We start from the raw sequence: 21,863 nt of genomic DNA, 5'->3' as shown, positions 1-21,863 counted from the left end.
TTATTGTTCACCTTTGACCAGCTTAAACTTTTCTATACGTCGGTATAGCGTTTGTCTGCTTAAACCGAGCTCTTGCGCCGCATGCGCAATCGTCCAATCATGCTTCTCTAACACCGCTGATATATGCTCTTTCTCGCTCAACGTCGCTGATTGGGTCTGGCCGGCTAGGTTGCTGGCCGTCACTTGCCCATCCTCGGCAAAAATCAGTGCACGCTTGCAAGTATTTTCTAACTCTCTCACATTGCCAGGCCAACTATGTTGCAGTAAAAACTGCTCTGCGTCTTTTGAGAGCGCCGCATCAACGCCTATAAAATGCTGAGCAAGGGGTAAAATGTCGCCTTTGCGTTTGTTCAATGGCAAAATGGATAACTCCATGCCATTTAAGCGATAATACAAATCCTCTCTAAAAGCACCACTTTTAATGTCTACCTGCAAATTTGCATTCGTTGCACTAATAACTCTTACATCCACTTTTTGCGTCACATTCGACCCCAATCGCTCAAACTCCCCTGTTTGCAAAACGCGCAGTAATTTCATTTGGCCAGATAATGTTAAATTGCCGATCTCATCTAAAAATAACGTGCCACCATCAGCGGCTTCAAAGCGCCCTGCACGAGCTTGGTTAGCCCCCGTAAATGCGCCTTTTTCAGCGCCAAACAACTCCGCTTCCATTAACTCTTGCGGAATTGCCCCCATGTTCACTTTTATAAACGGTGCATACGCTCGACTTGATTTTTGGTGAATAAAGTCAGCTAACTTTTCTTTTCCAGAACCATTGGGGCCTGTGATTAATATATTTATCTGTGCACTCGCTACTTTCGTAGCGGTAAAGATAAGCTCAGCCATCTCTTTACTCTGATAAATAAGCGCATTTGTTTCATCCGGCTGGATTGAGGCAGAAATATGTTCTGTTATTGTTTCAAGAAGCTTGTGGTCGTCCCAAGGTTTGGGTAGATAATCAGCAGCCCCTGACTTGATTAACGTTATGGCGGTTTCTAACTGACTCCAAGCCGTAATAACTATAATGGGTAACGCTGGGTTAAGTGCTTTTATCGCATAAAAAAGCTGTTTGCCTTCTTCACCCGATGTAGTGCCTTCACTGAAATTCATATCTTGAATCACAAGATCTATTTTTTGCCGAGAAACACTCAGTAAGGCTTCTTTCACATTAGAGGCACTTATCACTTTGTAATTATGTATGCTCAGCAATAGATCTAATGCATCTAAAATATCGGGGTTATCATCGACAACGAGAATTGTGTTCATAGCTTGCTATCTAACCCTACTTGATGAAATACAAGTAGGGTATCTATCCTTTCTTTATACCGTTCGGGTAGCCGTAACGGGCGCGATTTTTGTTGTTTTCCAAGCTGGTAACCAAGTTGCCAGTGTACCAGAGAGAAACACGATAATAACACAACTTAAATAACTGGTAACATCGGGCTTAGGCATTGAAATTACCTTACCCAGTAGCATGTTAATGGCAATCACACTAGCAATACCTAACCCTGCGGCTATCACACTAATTAACCAGTTTTCACTCATTACATAGAGTAATACGTCTTTTTTTCGCGCCCCTAATGCACGTCTAATTCCGATTAATTTTTTCTGTTTTGAGGCATGAAAATGTGCATGAGCAAAGCTGCTTATCATAGTTACAAACAACATAAATGCCGTTAATAAGCTAAACAAAATCGCCAAACTCGTTGCTTCTTTATAATAGTCACTGTGATGCTGTGTCATTGTGAAGATATCTTTAATGTCACGCTCAGGATGGACCTTCTTTAACGCTTCAAGGACTTTGTTTTTAGTATCCTGTAATTTTCCAGGCGCCACTTTTAACAGATAGAACATTCGACTTTGCGCACGCGCCATATTTCTATATTTAAAAATGCCATGATGTGCGTATTGTCGTGATGGTGTAATCGCTATATCTGATACTACCCCAATTACACGACCTTCATTTGTGTGTTTTCCAACAGCAGATTCATTGGGGTACAAAGCCTCTGCAAGCGAGCGCGTTATGATGATGTTTGCCTCAAAATCGGTATTTTCTAAATAGCCTCGGGTTGCATCGTCTGACGCTTCAAAATTTCTCCCCTGAAACATGCTTGCACCTAGAAGGCGAAAGAAATCTTTACCCGTGTAATACGTCGGTATGCCACTAAACTGATCGTCAGTGGGCACATCTTCAGGGTGATTGATGTCTTCAATAGAATGATAGTTACCACCACGCATCAAAGGTAGTTGATTCGTATATGAGACGAACGAAACCTCTGGTAGCGCTTTTAACGCAGCCATATCTTCATCAACAATAGACAAGAAAAAGTCTGCATCAAGAAACGCTTCAGAAGTGGGGCGAATTTGAAATGCCACCACATTATCCATGTCGAAACCTACGTCACGAGACAATTTTTCGTTCGCTTCTATACTTAATAATAAGCTGTTACAAGCTAATCCAAGGGTTAAAATAAGCTGAAATACCAGCAATCCGGTGGCGAACTTTCTCAGCAACATAGACTTAATTAATGCTTTGATATTCATAGCTATTCCCTATTTTAAAATGCTTGCAAGTGATGTGCGAGTACCTTGAATTAATGGATATACTGTACTCAAGAGGCTAGAGGTCAAGGCAACCCCCAAGCCAATGACAAGCATATGCAGCGGCAACTCCGCTACTGGCGCGAGCTCATCAAACAATTGTCTATAAAGCGCCAGTAAGCTAAATGCTAAGACAAAGGAAAGTAACGCGCAGATAATCCCAAGTATGATACTTTCTACAACACCTTGAAAAAATACTTGCTTTTTACTTGCGCCAACAGCGCGCCTTAAGTTCGCTTCAAACTGACTCGCTTGATATCGTGATAGCATCAAACTATTGGCATTGAAAATACAAACTAATAAAAACAAACCTGTCGCAATCGTGAAAGCCAATAGATCTTTATTGACGACCTCGTTTTTATCTAACCACTCATTGACGTTGTAAAGTCGATTATCTACCTCGTGGCGGTGGTTACCTTTTTCTTTCAGTTGATTGGCATAACCATCAATGAAGGTCTGAAATGCGAGGTGTTGCTTGTCATCTAATAGCTCAACAAAGACTTGGATGTAGTACGCATTAATCTGACGTGTTTGGTCAAGCGTTGTATAACTGTCGGTTGACATTGTGCGAGCAAATACAGCCCAATTATTATCGATGGCCACTTCAATGGGTACGAAAATATCATCTGTCTTATCAAATGCTTTTCCTTCAGACGCATGATAAAACAGTGGGCGCATTTCCCAGGGCTTAAGCACACCGACAATGGTGTAAATTTTACCTTGCAGTTCTAGCTTTTCCCCAACGCTATTCGCTCCACCAAACAGCTTAACGTTTAGCTCATGACCAATCACAATATTATTGCTATGTTCATTTTTCCAAGGCTCACCATGGGCAAATTGTGCGCCCATTACTTCAAAGAATGAAGCCGTGGTTGCGCGCGTTGGGCTGGCATAACGGGTTAAATCTTGGGAGTCTGCTCTGCGACTATACACCATACTGGAATAGTGCATGGTCGCATTGTTCGCAACTTTTGAGTCCAAAATCGCTTTTGCGTCGCTGTATCTCAATACATGCATGCTTCCAAACCGATTGTTTGCTCCCGCATAAGTATTCATATTGACGTTGAAGATCTGCTCGCTCTTCCCGGGGATTGGATCTGTAGACATAAGAGACAACATTGATAAATTTGCCAATAATGTGCCAATACCAATAGATAAAGTTAAAATCACAAGCGCAAAAAAGAGTGGCGTTCGCTTAACATTACGCGCAAATAAATGTATGTAATACAAAAACATTTCCATAATTTGCTCCCTGCTTATGCTGGCTGTTGCTTATCAAGTGCAATGCTTGAGTCTGGTTGCATTGGCGCGTAAATGCTGTAGTCGGTGATTTGGCCATCAATTATTTGAATATTACGATTTACCTCCCTTGCCTGATCTGGGTCATGTGTGACCATGATAATTGTGCTCCCTTGTGCATTGATTTCTTTGAGTAAGTCCATGATTTGCCTAGCCATTAACGAGTCCAAATTACCCGTAGGTTCATCTGCTAATAGTATTTTTGGCTCTCCCGCTAACGCTCTCGCAATGGCGACACGTTGCTGCTGACCACCAGATAATTGGCTCGGTAAATAGTTGTGTCGACTGGCAAGACCCACTAACTCAAGCGCATATTCTATTCGGTTACGCCTTTGTTTCGCACTGAGCCCACGGTAACGTAGTGGCATGTCAACATTGTCAAAAATGCTGTAGTCCGGAATGAGGTTGTAATTTTGAAAAATAAACCCTATTTTTTCGTTTCTTAAACGCGATAAATCATCATCAGAAAGACCATTCACGTCTGTCCCATCTAAGGTATATTCGCCCTGTGTAAAGCCATCTAATAAGCCTGCCACGTTTAAGAATGTTGATTTGCCCGAGCCAGACGGGCCAGTGACAGCAACAAACTCGCCTTTTTCGACCTCTAAACTAAAATCCCGTAAAGCATGCGTTTGAATTGTCTCACTTCTATATACTCTGCTAATGTTTTTCATTGAAAGCATGATCTTATCCTTTATAAATTTTGTTCTTATTTATCAATATTAAATGTCTGACTTTGGCTAAACGACTCGTAATCCGAGATAATAATTTCGTCCCCTTCTTTTACGCCAGCAATTAGCTCAATGTAATCTACACTACTAGCTCCGGTCTTAATTTCGCGTAAATTCGCAACATTTTCGGCGATTATAAAGGCTTGTTTTCCACCATAAGCGTTAAGAAAAGGGCCTCTTTTCACTTGCAATACCTGCGGCTTTTTCTCAAACTCAATCCGACCATTGATGCGCTGATTTTGGCGTAGCTTTGCACCTGTGTTACTTGCCACTTTTGCACGCACAACGATCTGGTTCTGATCAATTTCAGGTGAAACAGAGCTGATCTTCCCGTCTAGCAACTGACCCGCTAACGTCAATTCCACATTGAGCCCAATACCCAAGTCATCAGCGTAAAACTCAGGTACGTGAAGTTCCGCTTCGTATTCAGATAAATCCACTATGGTCATAAGCGCTTGCGCATCTGACACCGCTTCTTTTTGCTGTACTAGCCAGTTACCGACAACGCCGGACACGGGTGCTTGAACCTCTAAAGCACGCTTTCTTCGTTTTAGTTCATCTAGGATTTGTTTTTGGCGTTTTACAGCAAAATCTCTGGTTTTCGCTTCAAAAGTTAATCGCTTTTTTGCCAGCTCAACACGTTTTTGAGCATGTTGGTGCATCAAATCAGCTTCGAGCAATGTATCTTTGCTTCGTGCATAATCTAACTGACTAATCACTTGCTTCTCATAAGACTCTTGCGAACGGAGTTGCTCCCGCTTTGCGGCGTTTAAGCGCACAGTGGCTTCATCTAAACTGCGCTCTAAATCCAATTGAGCTTCATCATCAGCCAGTAGCCCTCTATCGGCTTCAAGCTTGAGCTGCGCCAATAAAGACATTTGCTGTTCAATCAAAGCATCTAATTCAGGGCTCTCAATACGAGCAATCAGTGCGTTTTTATCCACTGAATCCCCCGGCTTAGCGAGCAATGTTACTTGACCCGGTTCTGGGCTATATATTTGCGGAGCGTTGGCAGCCACTAAGCGCCCTGATACGGAAACATCGCGAATTAAATCTTGTCGTACTACTTTTGCGGTCAGGAGCTGTTCATAGGACACTGTTTTAATTCCTGCATACCACTGGCTAATTGCAGGAATAGAAACAACGGTCATAACGGTCATCAGTAAAGCGATTAACGCATACTTCACCTTACCTTTGGATTTATCTGGCGTAATCAATTCATCTTGAGACTGCGTTCCATCTATCATAGTTTTCACCTTTTGACATTCTATGCATAGATAAAAGCGAAGACAGTGCCAACATTCAATAAATTTTAAATTATTGATAATAATAACATTTTTATATTTTCTATTTTATTCTGTGTCCGAACGGACACTTCAAATGTCCAAACGTGTCACAAAAGTACGGGGCTGGACACACCTCTGGACACCATTTTAGACACTTGGCAGATTGAGTATGAATGCTTCTGCACTCTTTACTTCTCAATGGCATGGTTAAAAGAAAAGCAGGGGGAAATATCGCAATGTTTTATCATCAATCTACACAAATCAATTTTAAAAGTACAACTAAGTGCGACTTTCCCTCAATCCTCTATAAAACAATAAAAATCAAAACTTTACACTGTAAAAGACAATTTCAGATAAAACCAAAAATGTAAAGTTTTGCAATAAAAAAGCAATACCCGTTTAAAAAATCATGATCTTATTTTAAAACTTCGCCGTATTGCCGGAAAATTAACCACTCCAACGGAGATGATCGTGAATATTATTGCTAAACTCGCATTCGCCGCTGCAATGACGACACTCGCAGCCTGCTCTGATGATAACGACCCCGTTATCACGCCAGCCCCAGAAAAACCAGAAAACTCTGTGTATGACGCAGCCAAAGCTGCGGGATCATTCACTACGCTGGTTGCAGCTTTGGACGCAACGGGATTGGACGCAACGCTAGATAATACGAACAACAAATTTACCGTGTTTGCACCAACTGACGCAGCGTTTGAAATACTAGGCGCAGAGACCATAAACGGTTTACTGGCTGACACCGATACGCTCAGCGGCATTTTGACGTACCATGTCCTAAGCTCAGAGGTGAATGCAGAAACGGCGCTGTCACTTGCAGGGCAAACTGCCGAAACGGTTAATGGCGCTAAAATCGCGCTGTCGCTGTCTGGCGAGAGCTTGTTGATTAACACCGCGACCGTCACACAAACAGACATCATAACCGATAACGGCATCATTCATGTCATCGATGCGGTGTTGATGCCACCAGTCCAAACAACCTCTACTCAAAACATTGCCGAAGTCGCAACCGCTGCAGGGTCATTCAGCACTTTACTCAAGGCAGCTGAAACCGCAGGTCTCAGCAGTGCACTAACCGGTGCGGGCCCACTTACCGTGTTTGCGCCTACCGATGCTGCATTTGCCGCACTGGGTACTGACACCATTAACACTTTGCTTGCCAACCCTGATGTACTCGGTGATATTTTGAAACAACACATTGTTTCTGGCAACGTGGACTCGGTCACTGCGATGTCGCTCAATGGCAAAAATGCCACAACCCTGCTTAATAATCAGTTACCTGTCACAATAGATGCAACAAAAGACATGTTGAAATTTGCTGGCGTTACGGTGACTCAAACGGACATAGCTGCGTCTAACGGTATCATTCACGTCATCGACGCCGTCATTGTAGCCGATGTTACCGTTCCAGAATCTTTAGGTCTGATCCCGCAAGTTGCTCAGAGTGCAGGGTCGTTCAACACCCTAATTAGCTTGCTCAGTGCAACAGGGCTAGACCAAACGCTTTCAGATCCGACGACTAAATTCACGGTGTTTGCGCCAACCGACGCAGCATTTGCTGCTCTAGGCCAAACCACTCTTGACGCGCTAGCGGCGGATACGCAGATGCTGTCAGATATCCTCTTGTACCACGTCGTTTCGGGACAAAGCATCATGTCTGACGCCGCTGCTGCGGTCGCTTCATCTGACAGTAATATGGTATCAATGGCCAACTCTGACAGCGCCGCACTGAGTATGGTTGATAGCAAGCTGTTTATCGATGACGCGGTCATTAGAACTGCAAACGTCAACGCCGATAATGGTGTGATACACGTACTAGATAAAGTGATCATGCCACCTGTGGAGAAAACAGACACCGCAAAAACAATTGTCGATGTGGCAGTAGAAACAGAGTCATTATCCACATTAGTATCCGCTTTAACGGCTGCAAATTTAGTCACGACACTATCTGATACTAGCAAGAAATTTACCGTATTCGCCCCAACTAATCGCGCCTTTGAAAAAATACCGACAGCGACACTGAATGCGTTGTTAGCCGATGTCCCCGCGCTGACTCAAGTGCTTACTCAACATGTCTTAGGACTTGAAGCGCCAGCAATGACGGCTTTAAAGCTCAACGGAAAACAAGTAGAAACGCTTGCTGCCAACATGCTAGATATTAATGTGGTTGACTTTGCTGGTACTGCTAATACCGATGCCGATGCGGTAGCATATAGTGCGGCCACACAAACGCTCATTGCCGGCAACGCCCTAGCCAAAGCCGGCTTTACCCTGTATGTGTTTGACAACGATCTTACTTTTTCTCAAAGCCAATGTAACGATGCTTGCGCGGCGAGTTGGCCACCGGTTATTGCAACAGCAGAACACATCTCGAATATCCCTGGTTTGTCACTCATGTCAAGGCTAGACGGTTCAATGCAAGCAGCCTATTTAGGAAGGCCATTGTATATGTTCAGCGGTGACACCGAGGCAGGCCAAAACACAGGGAATGGCGTCAACAATGTTTGGTGGCAAGTATCTTTGCCTACGTCTGGTTTGCAAATAGAAGGAAGCAATGTCACACAAAAAGACATTTATACTGCAAATGGCGTCGTACACCTGATCGATACCGTGATAACGACGGTTGATTAACATTTATTTCCCACCGACTTTGGGTATGGCGGTGAGCCATACCCTTTTTGTCCCATCAAGCAGGTTGAACGTTTTTTAATTCAGAGGCGTATCTCTGATAAAACAACTCACATGCACCAACCAAGGCAGCATGAGGGAGCGAACTAATACATATTTTCAGCTCTTCGCACTGTTCAATCTGAGCAAAACGAGCGTGCATCGCCGATCCAAATAGATGATAGGCGTTAGAAACCGACCCACCTAACACAATTAAATCTGGGTCATAGGCAAGTTGCATATGAGCGATTGCCACGCCTAAGTGATTGCCCAATTGTTCGAAAAGGTTAAGTGCGTTTTGGTTACCTATCAGTGCCAACTCATATTCTTTCGCGCCATCCGTACCTAAGTTACGAAAAAACTGGCCACTGCAATAATCCTCGAGTGTCTTTTTCAAATAAGGGGCACTGCCAAACTCTCCTGCAAGTCCATTTCGCCCTTCGTGTAACTTGCCTGAAATAACCACTCCCGCGCCAAGCCCAGTTCCGAGGCAAACACCTAAAATCGTTTGGCATGGTAGACCTTTGTCAAAGTGCGCACCAAACTTATATTCACCATATACAAAGCAATTAACATCATTGTGTATCATCACAGGCATCTGAAACCGTGCTCTCAAAATACCCGCTAAATTGATATTTCGCCAGTTTGGAATATTCGTCACTTCAAAGACATAACCAGAATCACTATCAACCACACCAGGAATACCAATGGCAATGCCTACACACTCGTCTGATATTATTCGGTCTATCAAATCAATTATGTAGCGATTCATCTCGCTTTTAGTAGCGCAAGCAGGTACTGGATAACGCTTAACATTTTCTACAGTACCTTGAAAAGCCAATCCACACAGCGCCTTGGTACCACCTAAATCAATACAAACAATTTTACCTGTCATCAATTATGCTTCCTGCTCCGACGGTTTTTTACTAAACAAACGTATCGTGTGATTGTTTACAATTGGTTGAGCCACAACGGCGACATACAAAATGTACCCTGTCGGTATCAAAAGCGTGAATAGAGCCATTTGCAACGAGCCGAAAACTTCCGCAAACAAACCTATAATTGGAGATGCAAATGCCCCACCGATGATGCCTGTACATAAAATGCCAGCGATTGCGCCATGTCCCTTATCAAAAGAGTTTAGTGCTAAAGAAAACAGCCCAGACCACAAAATTGAGAGGAAAAAGCCCGTAATCGGAAACGCGATAACTGCAAGTTCGGCAGTACCTGTTATGGCTAACAATAAGCTCACCACTGCGCCGACGCAAAACCAAGATAATAACTTTCTTACGTCGTACAGTTTCATAAGCGCCAAACCGAAAAAACACCCCACAGTGAGCATCATCCAAAACTCACTTACAACTGTTGCACCCACGAGCTTTGTATCAAGCCCATGTGTTTGATGTAAAAAAACACCTATAGAGTTTGCGATGCCTTGCTCCAAAGCGACATATGCTGCAATCGCAAAAAAGAACTTAACCACGGTGGTGTTCCTAAATAGTGCTACACATTCTCGCCAAGTGAACCGAGGTTGCTCTGTACTTGCATGCGTTTTCTCTAGTTGAGTTGCAGCAACCCAAATCAACATCACAAAACTCATCAGTGCGAAAAGCCAGTACATACTCAGCCAACTCATGGTCTCTGGTACTATTTTACCGAGCAGGGTGCTTTCGTTTTCTGCCAAGTTAGAAAGGCTAAGATACACAACAGGTGATAAAGTGGCGCCCGCACCAAACATGAGTTGAGCCACCACAGACAGCAGAGCAAAGTGTTGACTGCCACCACAACGTCGCAACAATGGGTTAATAGAAACCTGTAATAGTGCCATCGCGCTACCGATTAAAAATAGTGCGATCATCGCAAGTTCGAAAGATGGGAAAATAGCAAATAACAGTGCGCCAAAAGCGGAAAGAGTAAACGCTAACAAAATGACAATTTTTTCATTTGTGCGCTGAACAAGAAGTCCTGCTGGTATAGACATCACACCATAAGCTGCAAAAAATGCAAATGGGAAAAACCCAGCTAGCGCTAATCCAATATCGAAACTTTGGATTAACTCAGGAAAAATTGGACCAAGAATGTTTGTAAAAAAGGAAATCACAAAGAAAGTTGCGAGTACCATGCCCACAGCAGGTAAATTCTTTTTCATTTATAGCACCTTATTTTAATAAAAAGGTGATGGCAAAAATAGGATCTGTTTGTTGGCAGACAAATGATCCAAGGGGAATCCGCCATCACCTTAACTCGTCAAATAAGGCTAGTTTGCCGCTAAATAGCATGACTTTGCGGCACTTTTCAATCCTTTATCAATACAATTCAAGCTCACGAGTAAACTCGCTAAGGGTCTATAACTTAGTACTAAAACGTGTACAAAGAAAAGCGTGTAATAAACTAAGACTATTTAAGAGAGATCAAATAACTACAGCTTAACGTCTGTGCTTTTTTAAGCATAGCGTCTGAATTTACTACTTTGAGGAGTGCTTCAAATACTACGTTTATCGACGTGAATTTAGTTCATATATCCACGCAAAAGAGAATCATTCTAACGCCAAATTATTCCAAAATAAAACACAAAGTGTAATTTTATAGTATTCAAAAAGTAGGGCTAATTTTGCGGGTGATCATTTGTCAGCGGTGTTTATGGGTTTTAGTACAGGTGATTATATAAAGCTAGCCGATATGCGCTCGCATAATCAAACAGCATGCTCGAATGATTAATGTAGGAATTAATACTTTAGGAATAGCAACAATACGTCAAATGCACCAAGAAAAAGAAAGGCCACACAAGGCCTTTCTTTTTCTTGACATATACTTAGTTTACCAGCGTCCACGAACACCAAATGTTAAACGTCGCTCATAAATATTTTGCGCCATGCGATTATCTTTCCACTGCGCATATTGAGATTCATACTCCTCAGTTAAGTTACTGCCAGACATATACACAGTGAAATGATCAGTCACATCATAACTAGCAGACAGATCAATATAGGTCGTTGGCTCTGTCCAAACACCTATATCGTTCATACCGCCCGGAGTTGAGATGACATGCAAGCGCTTAGACCGGTAATTTGCCGCCAATCTGAATTGAAAACCATCTCGCTCATACCAAAGCACAGCATTACCTGATTCTTTTGAATTATCAACAAGTGGCATTGATTCACCGCCAAACCCTGTTTTTCCACTTTCACTCTCTGAGTAAGTGTAGTTAAACGCAGTACCAAACCCACTCCAGAAACCGGGCAAAAAGTCAAAAGCTTGTTGGTAGCTCAGCTCAGCACCTTTCATTGTGCCGCCATTACCATTCACTTGGCCTCTTACCGTTACGTTTCTACGTAGCACCCCATCAGCGTCTTCAACTGGAATTTGCCACTGCGCTGACTCGATAAACGACTCTAGATCAATGTTAAAAACAGCCGCACTCAACAGCCCACTCGGTGAAAAGTACCACTCGAGTGTCACATCTGTATTTTCCGCGCGCCATGGTTCGAGATCTGGATTGCCTTGCATTGTAGCATTGGTTGCTATCAGCAAATCTGGGCTTATACCTTCTGATGCAGCCAGCTCGTCACCCGCACGCGCTCGGCTGATTGTTAACCCACCAGCTAGCTCCTTCAAATCAAGACGGGTCATAGTCTTACCCCAAGATGCGCGTAAGATTAAGTCCTCTCGCAGGTTAAACGCCACATTGACAGACGGTAAAAAGTCATTAAAAGAACGATTTGAAATGATATCACCATCGTCCTCAGCCACTTCTGCTGGACAATTACTGCAAATTGAAGCGCCGACTTGATTTTGTAAGATATCTAGCTCTGTTTTAATGTACTGAAAGCCTGCATTAGCACGATAAAAATCATTCGAAAAATCTGCTCGCCAGTAAACAGACTGTGTTTTCTCCTCAACCGTATAAGAACTGCCCGGTACGCCACCTCTAATATTGTTTGGATACAGACTATTTTGGAAAGCAAAAGGGTCGTCTAACTGACGGGGGTCAACGAAGTAGTACTCCCCTAAATTAACGGGACCAAAATCATTATTTGTTTTAACCCAGCCTTGGGGCAAACCACTAAAATTGAACGGGGTGTCTGCACCCATAGTAATATCACCTGCCGACGCACTGGGAGTGCCACCGCTACCATCGGTATCAAATGCAGCCAGACCTTGGTCTTTCCACATGACGTTGACACTGCCTTCTCCAACAGGATTAGAAAAAGGAGCCAACAAGACATATTGATTTCGCGTAACATCTCGCTGACTAGCCCTGATCCCAAAAGTCATTTTCTCCAGATGTCCAAGGTCAAAAACATATTCACCATCAAATCGTAAAATATCTAGATTTGCCTCTTCGTCGTAATTGTTTTCTGAATACGTCGATACAATGGCATAGCGATCGATATTTGAGCCAAACACCTCTCCTTGCACCACCCCTGGCACTGATAATGTCGGATGTTTACCTGTGAAATTTAATCTCATAGGTATTGGATCCGGACCATAACCATTGGGGTTTACAGCTGTGGGGCCTGTACCATCATTTCTTTTAAGACCATGGGCAAGACCATTTGTCATATAGCCCTGTGCCACATTTTCAGTATGACTGCGCTCTGCATCTGCGGTAATAAATCTTGCTTTACCCGAGAAATTGCCGTCACCTTTGTACTCTAACTCAAAATTAAAATTCGTCGACTCTCTTTGATTGGTTTGGCTCTCGGAGTGTGATACCACACGTGGAGAGTGCAGCGTAATGTCTTGCGCGGTAAAGAGGTTATGCCCGTTTGATAGCTTACCGCGATTGATTGGATCATGCTGTTCTTGCCAATCCCAATGTCCGCCCCAAGCATTGTCAGCGGTTATGCCCATTTGTCTGTCAGCATCATCCATGTCGGTATAAAAAACATCGCTGCTAAGCACCCAGTTATCGCTCAGTTGAGCCTGAAAGCTGACTGTAGCCCCTGTCCGCTCTCGCTCTGTGAAACGGTTCATAATGCCGTAGTTGACGTAGGTGAATTCGGCGTCGTCAAAGTCGCCATCGCCTGTCATGTCGGTTTTAGGACAAAACCAACACTCTGCGCCCTCATCATTTTCATATGGCGCATAAGCCCAGCCATCATTGAGGGTACCGAGCCGATAGTTGGCCAGATTCACTTCGTCATAGGAAACTGTCGCTAAAATAGCGAAACGCGCCCCATTGTACCCTGCTGAAACCATGAATTTAGGGTCGGACTCTTCCGAATAAGACCCTGATGACACTTCCGCCAGCGCCGCACCACTAAAGCCTTCTTCCAAATCAAATGGATTTCGGGTCAATAAATCAACAGTACCTGAAATCCCGCCTGCTAACGTGTCTGAAGTAGGTGATTTCATTACATTCATCGCACCAACTAGGCTAGAAGGAATATCTGTAAAATCAGGCTGAACCGTTGAAATGGAGCCAGCACTTAAAAACTGTTCACCATTGAGTAATGTAGTGACCTGAGGCATCCCACGTACATTAATCGTGGAGCCCTCACCCGCGTTTCGGCGAATTTGGATCCCTGGAACACGCTGCAAAGAGTCGGCAATTGTGATATCGGGTAATTTGCCGATGTCTTCTGCTGTAATAGAGTCAACGACCCCATCTGCAAAACGTTTGGTGTTTAGGCTTTTTTCCGTTGAAGCTCGGATCCCTCTCACCTCAATCACTTCAACTTGCTCTTGCTGAGCGCCTACCGACTCCGCCAAAGTGCCAGTTGACCATACACCCGCTAAAACAGCGCACGCCAAGGGGGACAATTTAAATGGGGACAATCTATGTTTCATCATTATTCTCTCTGATTATTTTTATATCTGTTTTCGAAAAGAAAATTAGAGAAAGACCATACGACTTAAGACTTAGTAACCACATTTATCTGCCGCTGTAATGAGCAACCAGACTGAAACCCTTTTCAGAAAAAGCGCTACCAAAAATTAACAACTCTAATTTCATCCGTTACTTATTTGAGCAGCCTGAGCGACAAGGTGTTTGCAATTTCTATCTCATGTAGGTACAAATCTATCAAGTAACAGCGTTGTCATTGGTTGCAAGGAGAGGTTTGAGAACAAAGTTGGTTAGTACCAAAATCAATTTGAATAATATTACTTCGCCATCTAAATATGATGAAAACTTTAACTATATGTAACCGTTTTATCCGAGTTAGAAACAAGTAGAAACCATTGCATTATTAATAAAAAACGAAAAAGTCGTTAAATTGAACCTTGAATCGGTTGCCGTTATAAAGATAAAAATAATTAAGGATAATATTATGAAAGCGATGTGTGAAAAGGTAATTCCATCATCCAACTGTTCATGGCGATACTGCTTGTATCAACTTAATGAAATACCATTTAATTGGCACTATCACCCAGAGTACGAAATTTGCTTAACCCTGAATAGTCAGGGCGTGTGCCATATTGGCGACTATATCGCACCATTTGGTGACTATGACTTGGTTTTACTTGGTCCCGAACTGCCTCATACATGGCAGTCAAAGCCAAATATAGATGGTAGTACACAACAAGTTCATGTTGCCCAGATCCCTGCCCTTTGGCTAGAGCAACAATTAAGGCTCAACCGAGAGCTAGATAGTCTGCGTTCTTTGCTTTATGAAGCGAAGTGCGGCTTAAAATTTGATACTTACGTCGCCAAACAAGCTGAATTGCAATTTATCCAAATGGGCAATGCAACCCCGCTTGAACGCTATGTCTTATTGTTCAACTTACTCAACCTGATGGCCTGTAATACCTATCAAACGCTATCAAGTATGGAGTTTAATTTTTCGAACCAACAGGACCCCGCAAAAGACAAGTTTGATAGAGTGATCAACTTCATCTATGAGAATTATACGGAACACCTGAGCGCAGATATTTTGGCTGAACAGGCACATATGAGTACCAACCACTTCCATCGATTTTTTAAAAAACGCACAGAAAAAACCGTTACAGAGTTTATTAATCAGCTACGCATTGCTAAAGCATGCAAGTTACTTATTAACTCCCAAGCACCTATCACAGTGATAAGTGATCAGTGTGGGTTCAACAACTTATCTAATTTTAACCGCCGGTTTTTGGCCTTAAAGTCGTGTACTCCAAGTCAGTTTCGAGCACGCGTCCAACACAAAGCATTGATTTAATTTGTATTAGTGTTTTAGTGGACTGACGCATAATACGAAGTTCTCAATTCAGCATTCAGTCAGATATATGTTTATAGTATGCATGCAACAATAATAACCAAACAGGTACATCATGCGCTCATCACTCAATTTATTTTTCTGCAGTCTTCTTTTAACGACAACGGCCCCTTTATTAGCACAGCAAGGCTGTCAAAAAGATGAGCGCTGCACCATGGTCGTTTACAGTGAACAATCTGATACATGGAAAATCATTAATAAAGCGCGTGCGCAGCGCGCATTTAGTCCATTTTCAACTTATAAAATCCCAAATACCCTAATTTTATTGGAGCAAGGTAAAGTCGATACGACGTCAACGTACCAAGTGGATACAGCACAATATAAACCCGAAAAATGGTGGCCAAAAACATGGTTAAGTGATGATATTCGCCTCAAAGATGCTTTTCACAATTCAGCCTTACCTCTTTATCAAAGCTGGACTAATACTTTGACAAAGTCGCAAATACAAGCGCATTTGGACAAATTTAGCTACGGAAATAAAGATATCAACGGACCACTAGATGCCTTTTGGTTGAATTCAAGCCTACAGCTTTCGGCAATCGAGCAAATAGACTTTTTACGTCGATTAGACGACAAATCACTGGGCCTCAGTGAAAAGACTTATCAGACCTTCGAATCGATATTTTTAAAAGAAAGTACTCCAGAGTACAAACTCTACGCTAAAACAGGTACTGGACCAATCGCGAGAAAAACCTATGTTGGTTGGTATGTAGGCAAGGTTGAAAATGCGCAAGGCACGCATTACTTTGCATTTAATATGTATGCGCCAACTTTTAGAGAAATGGTGAAGGTTCGAGTCAAAAAGGCCCAAGCAACACTTGAACAATTAGACATACTTTAGAGTGTAAGTGAGTGGGCATTTAGTTGTGCCCACTCTTTTTTCAGCCCATTATACAAGCTTGCGCAATAAGCCCTGAGTATTTTGACGCATGGTACTAGATACCATAAAGTAACCAATTGCGGCAACAAAGCCCGCACCGCTTAGCGGTCCCAATGCCCAAATATAAGGGTGTAGCTTTCCTTCAACATCAAAGAGCTCGCGCTGAATGATCACCAAGGTAATATCACTTACCAGTGCAGCGACGAACCCCGCTAATGCGCCTAGCAATAAGAACTCATATAATGTTGCCAATTTAATCAAGCGTCCTCTCGCACCTAGCGTGCGCAGTATTACGATTTCTTGCATACGCTCTGCAAGGCTCGCTTGTACCTGAGAGATCAATACCAAAGCACCACTGGTCAATACAATTGCCAGCACAAAGCTAATAGCCAGTGAAACTTGCGCTATCATAGATTGTGCTTGCTCAAGTTGGCTTTTGATATCAATCATGCTTATTGTCGGGTGGGCTTTTAACAATTCACTCACCGACCTAGCATCTTCTATCGCAAATTTGGCAGCTGTAAAATAAGTGACAGGGAATTTTCCTGCTACAACGGGGTTGAAAATCATCACGAAGTTGGGTTTCAGCGAACCCCAGTCAACACTGCGAATACTCGTCACTTTAGCATCGAAAGTACGCTCATTAACCAAGTAAGTCAGTGTGTCACCCACTTTAATGTCAACCCGCTCAGCTAATCCTTTAGAAACTGACACTTCAAGCTCTGTGCTATCAGGGTTAAACCATTGTCCATCTATCACTTCATTGCTAGACGGTAACTCAGTCATCCAAGTAAGGTTGAGCTCCCTGCCAACCCCTTCTCTGGCTTCCTCATCTTGCTCTTCTCCTTCTTGTTTCGACGTTCTACGCGCGAATGTTTCACCATTCAAGCCATTGGCACGACCACGGAAAATTGGAAAAATATCCTCATGGACAATCTTATGCTCTGCAAAGAAAGACTCAATATCTGCCACTTCAGATTCATTGATATTAATTAAAAATGCATTAGGTGCGTCTTCAGGCACTTGCATTTGCCAATCAGATATAAGGTCATTTTTTAAAACAAATAGGAACAGCATCAGCTTAATTGCCAGTGCAAAGCTGATCAACTGTACCGCATTTGCATTTGCGCGTTTTTGTAACGTAGCGATAGCCAATGACCAGCTGCTACCTGGGCTTAACCCGAGTTTTCTGCCTGCACTAAAGAACAGCCGAGATAGGCCAAATAAAACCAGCATTAAAGCCGCTGTACCACCAAATAAAAGTAACGTTGTTTTCAGCTCACCACTGAACAACCACATCAATGAAAAAATGGTCAGTACAGAAAGCCCCATATGTACTTTGCTTATCGCTAACTTATCGCCTAAATTGCGACGTAATACACGCAGAGGTGGTATATCAAATAGATCAAGAAGCGGCTTCAAAGAAAACATCAGAGCACAAACAACTCCGATTGAAATGGCCAAGATCCATGGTTTCAATCCTGCTTGCGGAAGTTGCGCGTTCATAAAACTCGCCAAGTAGTCCGTTGCAACAGACTGCAAAATAAAGCCGATTATCAAACCAATCGCCAAAGAAAACAGTGTAACCAGAGACAGGTGAAGCAAAAATATATTGCGTATTGTGTACCGGCTTCCTCCCAGCGTTTTCATCATGGCCACAGGGTCATATTGACGCTCACAGTAGCGCTTTGCGGACACAGCCATTGCCACCGCAGCCAGCATGATCCCAAACAACCCGGCCAGCAGTAGGAAGCTTTCTGAGCGAGCTAAGTTTTCACCGAGCGGAGACTGCCTGTCTTTAATGCCCTGCCAGTTTTGATTTTCTCTTAGCTGTGGTTTGAGCCACCCGTAGTAGTCCGTCAGTGCCTGCTCGCTACCAGCAAATAACATACGATAGAAAACACGACTTCCTGGTTGCACAGCTTGGGTCGTTGCAATGTCTTCGTAATTTAATAGCACGCGCTTGTTACCCGCCAACGAGAAAAATGGCGCATCTGGCTCACTCACTAAGATTTTACTTGCTCGAAAAACGCCAGCACCAATTTCAACTTCGTCTCCCACTGACAACCCAAGGCTGTAAAACAACCCTTCGCTGATCCAAACCTCCCCTAACTTAGGTACACCTTGTACTTCATACTCAGATGCCAAAAAATCATCTTTTAACGTAACTTTGCCACGCAAAGGGTAACCCTGCGAAACAGCTTTAATTGACCCTAAAACCAATTCATCATTGGCAAATAACATCGAGTCAAAAAACATTTGCTGTGCGGTATTTAGTCCGACACTCTTGGCTTCTTCTAAAAATGCAAGATCGATTGGGTGATTACTTGCCAGTCGCCTATCAGCCGCAATAAAGTCCGCCGATTTTTGTTCGATGTTCAGCCTGATCCGCTCCGTCACAGAGGACAAACTGAACACGGTTAGAACCGCAAGTGCGATAGCAGCAAAAATAATTGTTAACTCTCCTCGGCGCAACTCGCGCCAAAAGAGAGTGAGCGCCAACTTAAACCACATATGCTTTAGCTCCCTCTCCTTCACGGATCTTTTCCAGCTGACCCCCTTCGATATGAATAATGCGATCACATTGCTTTGCTAGCGCTTCATCGTGCGTAACTAAAATAAGTGTCGTCCCATTTTGTTTGTTTAAGTCGAAAAGCAACTTTTCAATCAAATGACCATTTTTGCTATCAAGGTTGGCTGACGGTTCATCAGCAAACAAAATTTTTGGTGACCCAATAAAGGCTCTAGCGATCGCTACACGCTGCTGCTCCCCCCCTGACAACTGTGACGGGTAATGGCCTATGCGATGTGATAAACCTACTTTTTCGAGCAGCGACATGGCTTGTTCTTTTGCGGACTGATCTCCCGCTAATTCAGCGGGTAACATTACATTTTCCAATGCTGTTAGGCTTTGTACGAGCATAAAAGACTGAAATACAAAGCCAACTTTTTGAGCTCGTAACCTCGCTCGCTCTTCTTCATCTAGCTTGTGAAGTGCCTCACCATCTAGGAATACCTCGCCCGCAGAGCCGGTATCTAGACCAGCGAGTAAGCTGAGTAAGGTTGACTTACCGGAACCAGACGTACCAACAACGGCCACAGACTCACCCGACTTGACAGTGAAATTTATATCGCTAAGGATATCTAAGTCACCTTCAAAGGTACTTACTGTCTTATTAAGTCCTTTGACCTGAATAATATTTAACTGAGAAAGTACTGACATGATTCGAATTTTCCTAAAACTTGTGGTGTTACTCGCCTGCCTTTACCAACCAATTGCTGCGTATGCAAGCGAGACTAAAATTATGATCATAGGTGATAGCTTAAGTGCGGGCTACGGACTTAAACAAGACCAAGACTGGGTTAATTTGTTACAAAATAAGTACGTTGCAGAAAAAAAATCGATCTTACTTATCAACATGAGCGTCTCTGGCCAAACTACCGATAATGCACTGCTGAATATCGACGCGCAACTCAAAGCACACAAGCCAAGCCATGTTTTAATCGAATTAGGTGGTAACGATGGGATCCGCGGCTTTCCGATTAAGCTGATCCGTTCTCACCTCACTCAATTAGTGGAAAAAAGTAAAAACAGCGGTGCAGAAGTCGCGTTAATGGAAATTCAAATACCCCCTAACCTTGGACCACGTTACACAAACATGTTTACCAATAACTATCAAAAAGTAGCGAAAGCGACGGGTGCACATCTAATGGACTACTTTATGGTGCCAGTGGCGGTAGATAAAACCCTGATGCAAAATGACAACTTACACCCTAATGAAAAAGCTCAGCCAATCATTCGTGACTTTATGGCTGAACAGTTCAATCAATGGCTCAATTAATTTAAATCGGATGGCTTATCAGATTTGGGGGCGCCTTGCGAGGCGCAATTCAAATCTGTCTAAGCAAAAGAGTCATGCAGCCTAACGACACTGAGAAGGACAAGTGATCATAAATTGAGTGCCAGCTTCGCTCGTGTCGTAATCAAGCGTAATATCCAGCCTCTGACACAGGCGATGAACTATCGAGAGTCCCATCCCTAAGCCTTCACTGCGAACTCCTTTGATACCAGAATCAAATAGCTGCGATCGAATCTCTTTTGGAATACCTGGCCCAGTATCTTCTATACTTAACACCCCAGCTTTAAATCGCACACACACTTGGCCTGTCTGTATATGAACAAAAGCATTACCAATTAGGTTACTCAACAGTAAGTTTAATGCACTTTCGCCGATGGCCATCGTCGCACTCGCTGGTACTTCAATCGTTATCTCAATATCTTTCTCTGCGATTTGCTCCGCTTGCTGCAATATACAGTTTTCAACAATGGGCAACAATTTCACTTCTTTTTGGGTGATTGTTTCTTCCCTAGCTAATGCCAGTAACGTTTCTACATTCTGGGCCATTTGTGCCTGAGCAGACATTGCACGGTTAACCAATTGTTGCTGCTTACTGGTTAATTCAGACTGATTTAGTAACGTCAATGCGCCTTGTGTGACTGCAATGGGTGTACGTAATTCATGGGACGCATCTCGAGTAAATGCCTGCTCCCTGTCTATAAAATGACGTATCCGGTCAAGCGCTTGCTCTAGTGTCTGAGCAAACTCACCAATTTCATCATTTACGAATTGTTTGGAAAAATTTTGAGGAAGCTTTTCCACCGGGGCCTCGGCAACGATGTCGACGAGTTTGTCTAGAGGCTTGAGTAGTTTTTTAGCCATTGCCAATGACAAATAAGCGAGGATCACGGCCACCACCAACACAACTGCCAAAGCAACCAATAAAAAGTTGAGCATGCCCACTTTAATTTTTCGCACCACTAAGTGTTCACTTACCTCTGCAAGTAGCACCCCTTGTTCCATTCTTACCATGTGGTAGTGTTTGCCATCCGCTGCGGCAAACTCCTTCGCACGCGGCTCTTCAGACAGGGAGTTCTTTATAAAATCAGGCAGTAAGGTTTCATTCTCAAGGTATTTTATAAACTCTAACCTAGGTACGGGCTGGTTTCCCGCTGCTAGTTGCTCCGTAACGTAAGATGCTTCATCTTTGAGCAAAAAGTTGAACAAATGGTCTTCGATTGTATAAGCGAACAAAAAGCAAACAAAGCCAAATAATACACTAATGAAAAGAGAAACACCTACAAAATAGGCAATAATTCGGGTACGTAACTGACGTGCTTTCATAA

Annotated in this window: 15 protein-coding genes; 4 read left to right on the top strand and 11 right to left on the bottom strand. The window is 43.2% G+C overall.

Going from position 1 to position 21,863, the window contains the following annotated elements:
* Genes N480_RS11505 through N480_RS11485 form a run of 5 tightly spaced genes read right to left on the bottom strand, consistent with a single transcriptional unit; the run spans position 1 to position 5,878 of the window.
* Positions 1-1,266, bottom strand: coding sequence for a sigma-54-dependent transcriptional regulator (locus N480_RS11505; protein ID WP_063372651.1), 1,266 nt, complete (start codon positions 1,264-1,266; stop codon positions 1-3).
* Positions 1,267-1,320: 54 nt separating this feature from the next.
* Positions 1,321-2,544: an ABC transporter permease gene (locus N480_RS11500; protein ID WP_063372650.1), complete on the bottom strand. Its 1,224-nt coding sequence runs from the start codon at positions 2,542-2,544 to the stop codon at positions 1,321-1,323.
* A 9-nt stretch (positions 2,545-2,553) separates the two neighbouring features.
* Entirely contained in the window at positions 2,554-3,843 is a 1,290-nt protein-coding gene (locus tag N480_RS11495; RefSeq protein ID WP_063372649.1) for an ABC transporter permease, read from the bottom strand.
* A 14-nt stretch (positions 3,844-3,857) separates the two neighbouring features.
* Complete coding sequence (locus N480_RS11490) at positions 3,858-4,583, bottom strand: ABC transporter ATP-binding protein (RefSeq protein WP_063372648.1); 726 nt, start codon at positions 4,581-4,583, stop codon at positions 3,858-3,860.
* Between the two features lie 26 nt (positions 4,584-4,609).
* Positions 4,610-5,878 (bottom strand): efflux RND transporter periplasmic adaptor subunit, encoded by a 1,269-nt coding sequence (locus tag N480_RS11485; protein WP_063372647.1) that lies wholly within the window; start codon positions 5,876-5,878, stop codon positions 4,610-4,612.
* A 510-nt stretch (positions 5,879-6,388) separates the two neighbouring features.
* On the opposite strand from N480_RS11485, the gene N480_RS11475 reads away from it, so the two are divergent.
* Positions 6,389-8,563, top strand: a complete 2,175-nt coding sequence (locus tag N480_RS11475; RefSeq protein WP_063372645.1) for a fasciclin domain-containing protein — start codon at positions 6,389-6,391, stop codon at positions 8,561-8,563.
* Positions 8,564-8,618: 55 nt separating this feature from the next.
* Here N480_RS11475 and N480_RS11470 read toward each other — a convergent pair whose 3' ends face one another.
* From N480_RS11470 to N480_RS11460, 3 genes are all read right to left on the bottom strand, one after another.
* Entirely contained in the window at positions 8,619-9,494 is an 876-nt protein-coding gene (locus tag N480_RS11470) for an ROK family protein (protein ID WP_063372644.1), read from the bottom strand.
* A 3-nt stretch (positions 9,495-9,497) separates the two neighbouring features.
* Complete coding sequence (locus N480_RS11465; protein WP_063372643.1) at positions 9,498-10,748, bottom strand: MFS transporter; 1,251 nt, start codon at positions 10,746-10,748, stop codon at positions 9,498-9,500.
* Between the two features lie 668 nt (positions 10,749-11,416).
* Positions 11,417-14,395 (bottom strand): TonB-dependent receptor, encoded by a 2,979-nt coding sequence (locus N480_RS11460; RefSeq protein WP_231102256.1) that lies wholly within the window; start codon positions 14,393-14,395, stop codon positions 11,417-11,419.
* Between the two features lie 479 nt (positions 14,396-14,874).
* On the opposite strand from N480_RS11460, the gene N480_RS11455 reads away from it, so the two are divergent.
* Both N480_RS11455 and N480_RS11450 read left to right on the top strand, forming a co-directional pair.
* Entirely contained in the window at positions 14,875-15,741 is an 867-nt protein-coding gene (locus N480_RS11455) for an AraC family transcriptional regulator (protein ID WP_063372641.1), read from the top strand.
* Positions 15,742-15,853: 112 nt separating this feature from the next.
* Entirely contained in the window at positions 15,854-16,639 is a 786-nt protein-coding gene (locus tag N480_RS11450) for a penicillin-binding transpeptidase domain-containing protein (protein ID WP_063372640.1), read from the top strand.
* 48 nt (positions 16,640-16,687) lie between these two features.
* On the opposite strand, the gene N480_RS11445 is transcribed toward N480_RS11450, so the two are convergent.
* Entirely contained in the window at positions 16,688-19,192 is a 2,505-nt protein-coding gene (locus tag N480_RS11445) for an ABC transporter permease (RefSeq protein WP_063372639.1), read from the bottom strand.
* Entirely contained in the window at positions 19,182-19,901 is a 720-nt protein-coding gene (locus N480_RS11440; protein WP_063372638.1) for an ABC transporter ATP-binding protein, read from the bottom strand. The genes N480_RS11445 and N480_RS11440 overlap by 11 nt, the downstream gene beginning before the upstream one ends.
* Here N480_RS11440 and N480_RS11435 point away from each other — a divergent pair.
* Entirely contained in the window at positions 19,900-20,520 is a 621-nt protein-coding gene (locus N480_RS11435) for an arylesterase (RefSeq protein ID WP_063372637.1), read from the top strand. The genes N480_RS11440 and N480_RS11435 overlap by 2 nt on opposite strands.
* 81 nt (positions 20,521-20,601) lie before the next feature.
* Here the strand turns inward: N480_RS11435 and N480_RS11430 are convergent, their stop codons facing one another.
* Positions 20,602-21,861 carry a sensor histidine kinase gene (locus N480_RS11430; protein ID WP_063372636.1) on the bottom strand — a complete coding sequence of 420 codons (1,260 nt, stop codon included), beginning with the start codon at positions 21,859-21,861 and terminating at the stop codon, positions 20,602-20,604.
* Between the last annotated feature and the right edge of the window lie 2 nt (positions 21,862-21,863).

It is taken from the genome of Pseudoalteromonas luteoviolacea S2607 (assembly GCF_001625575.1).
Classification (GTDB): Bacteria; Pseudomonadota; Gammaproteobacteria; order Enterobacterales; family Alteromonadaceae; genus Pseudoalteromonas; species Pseudoalteromonas luteoviolacea_E.
This window is presented reverse-complemented; position numbering and strand designations above follow the sequence as displayed.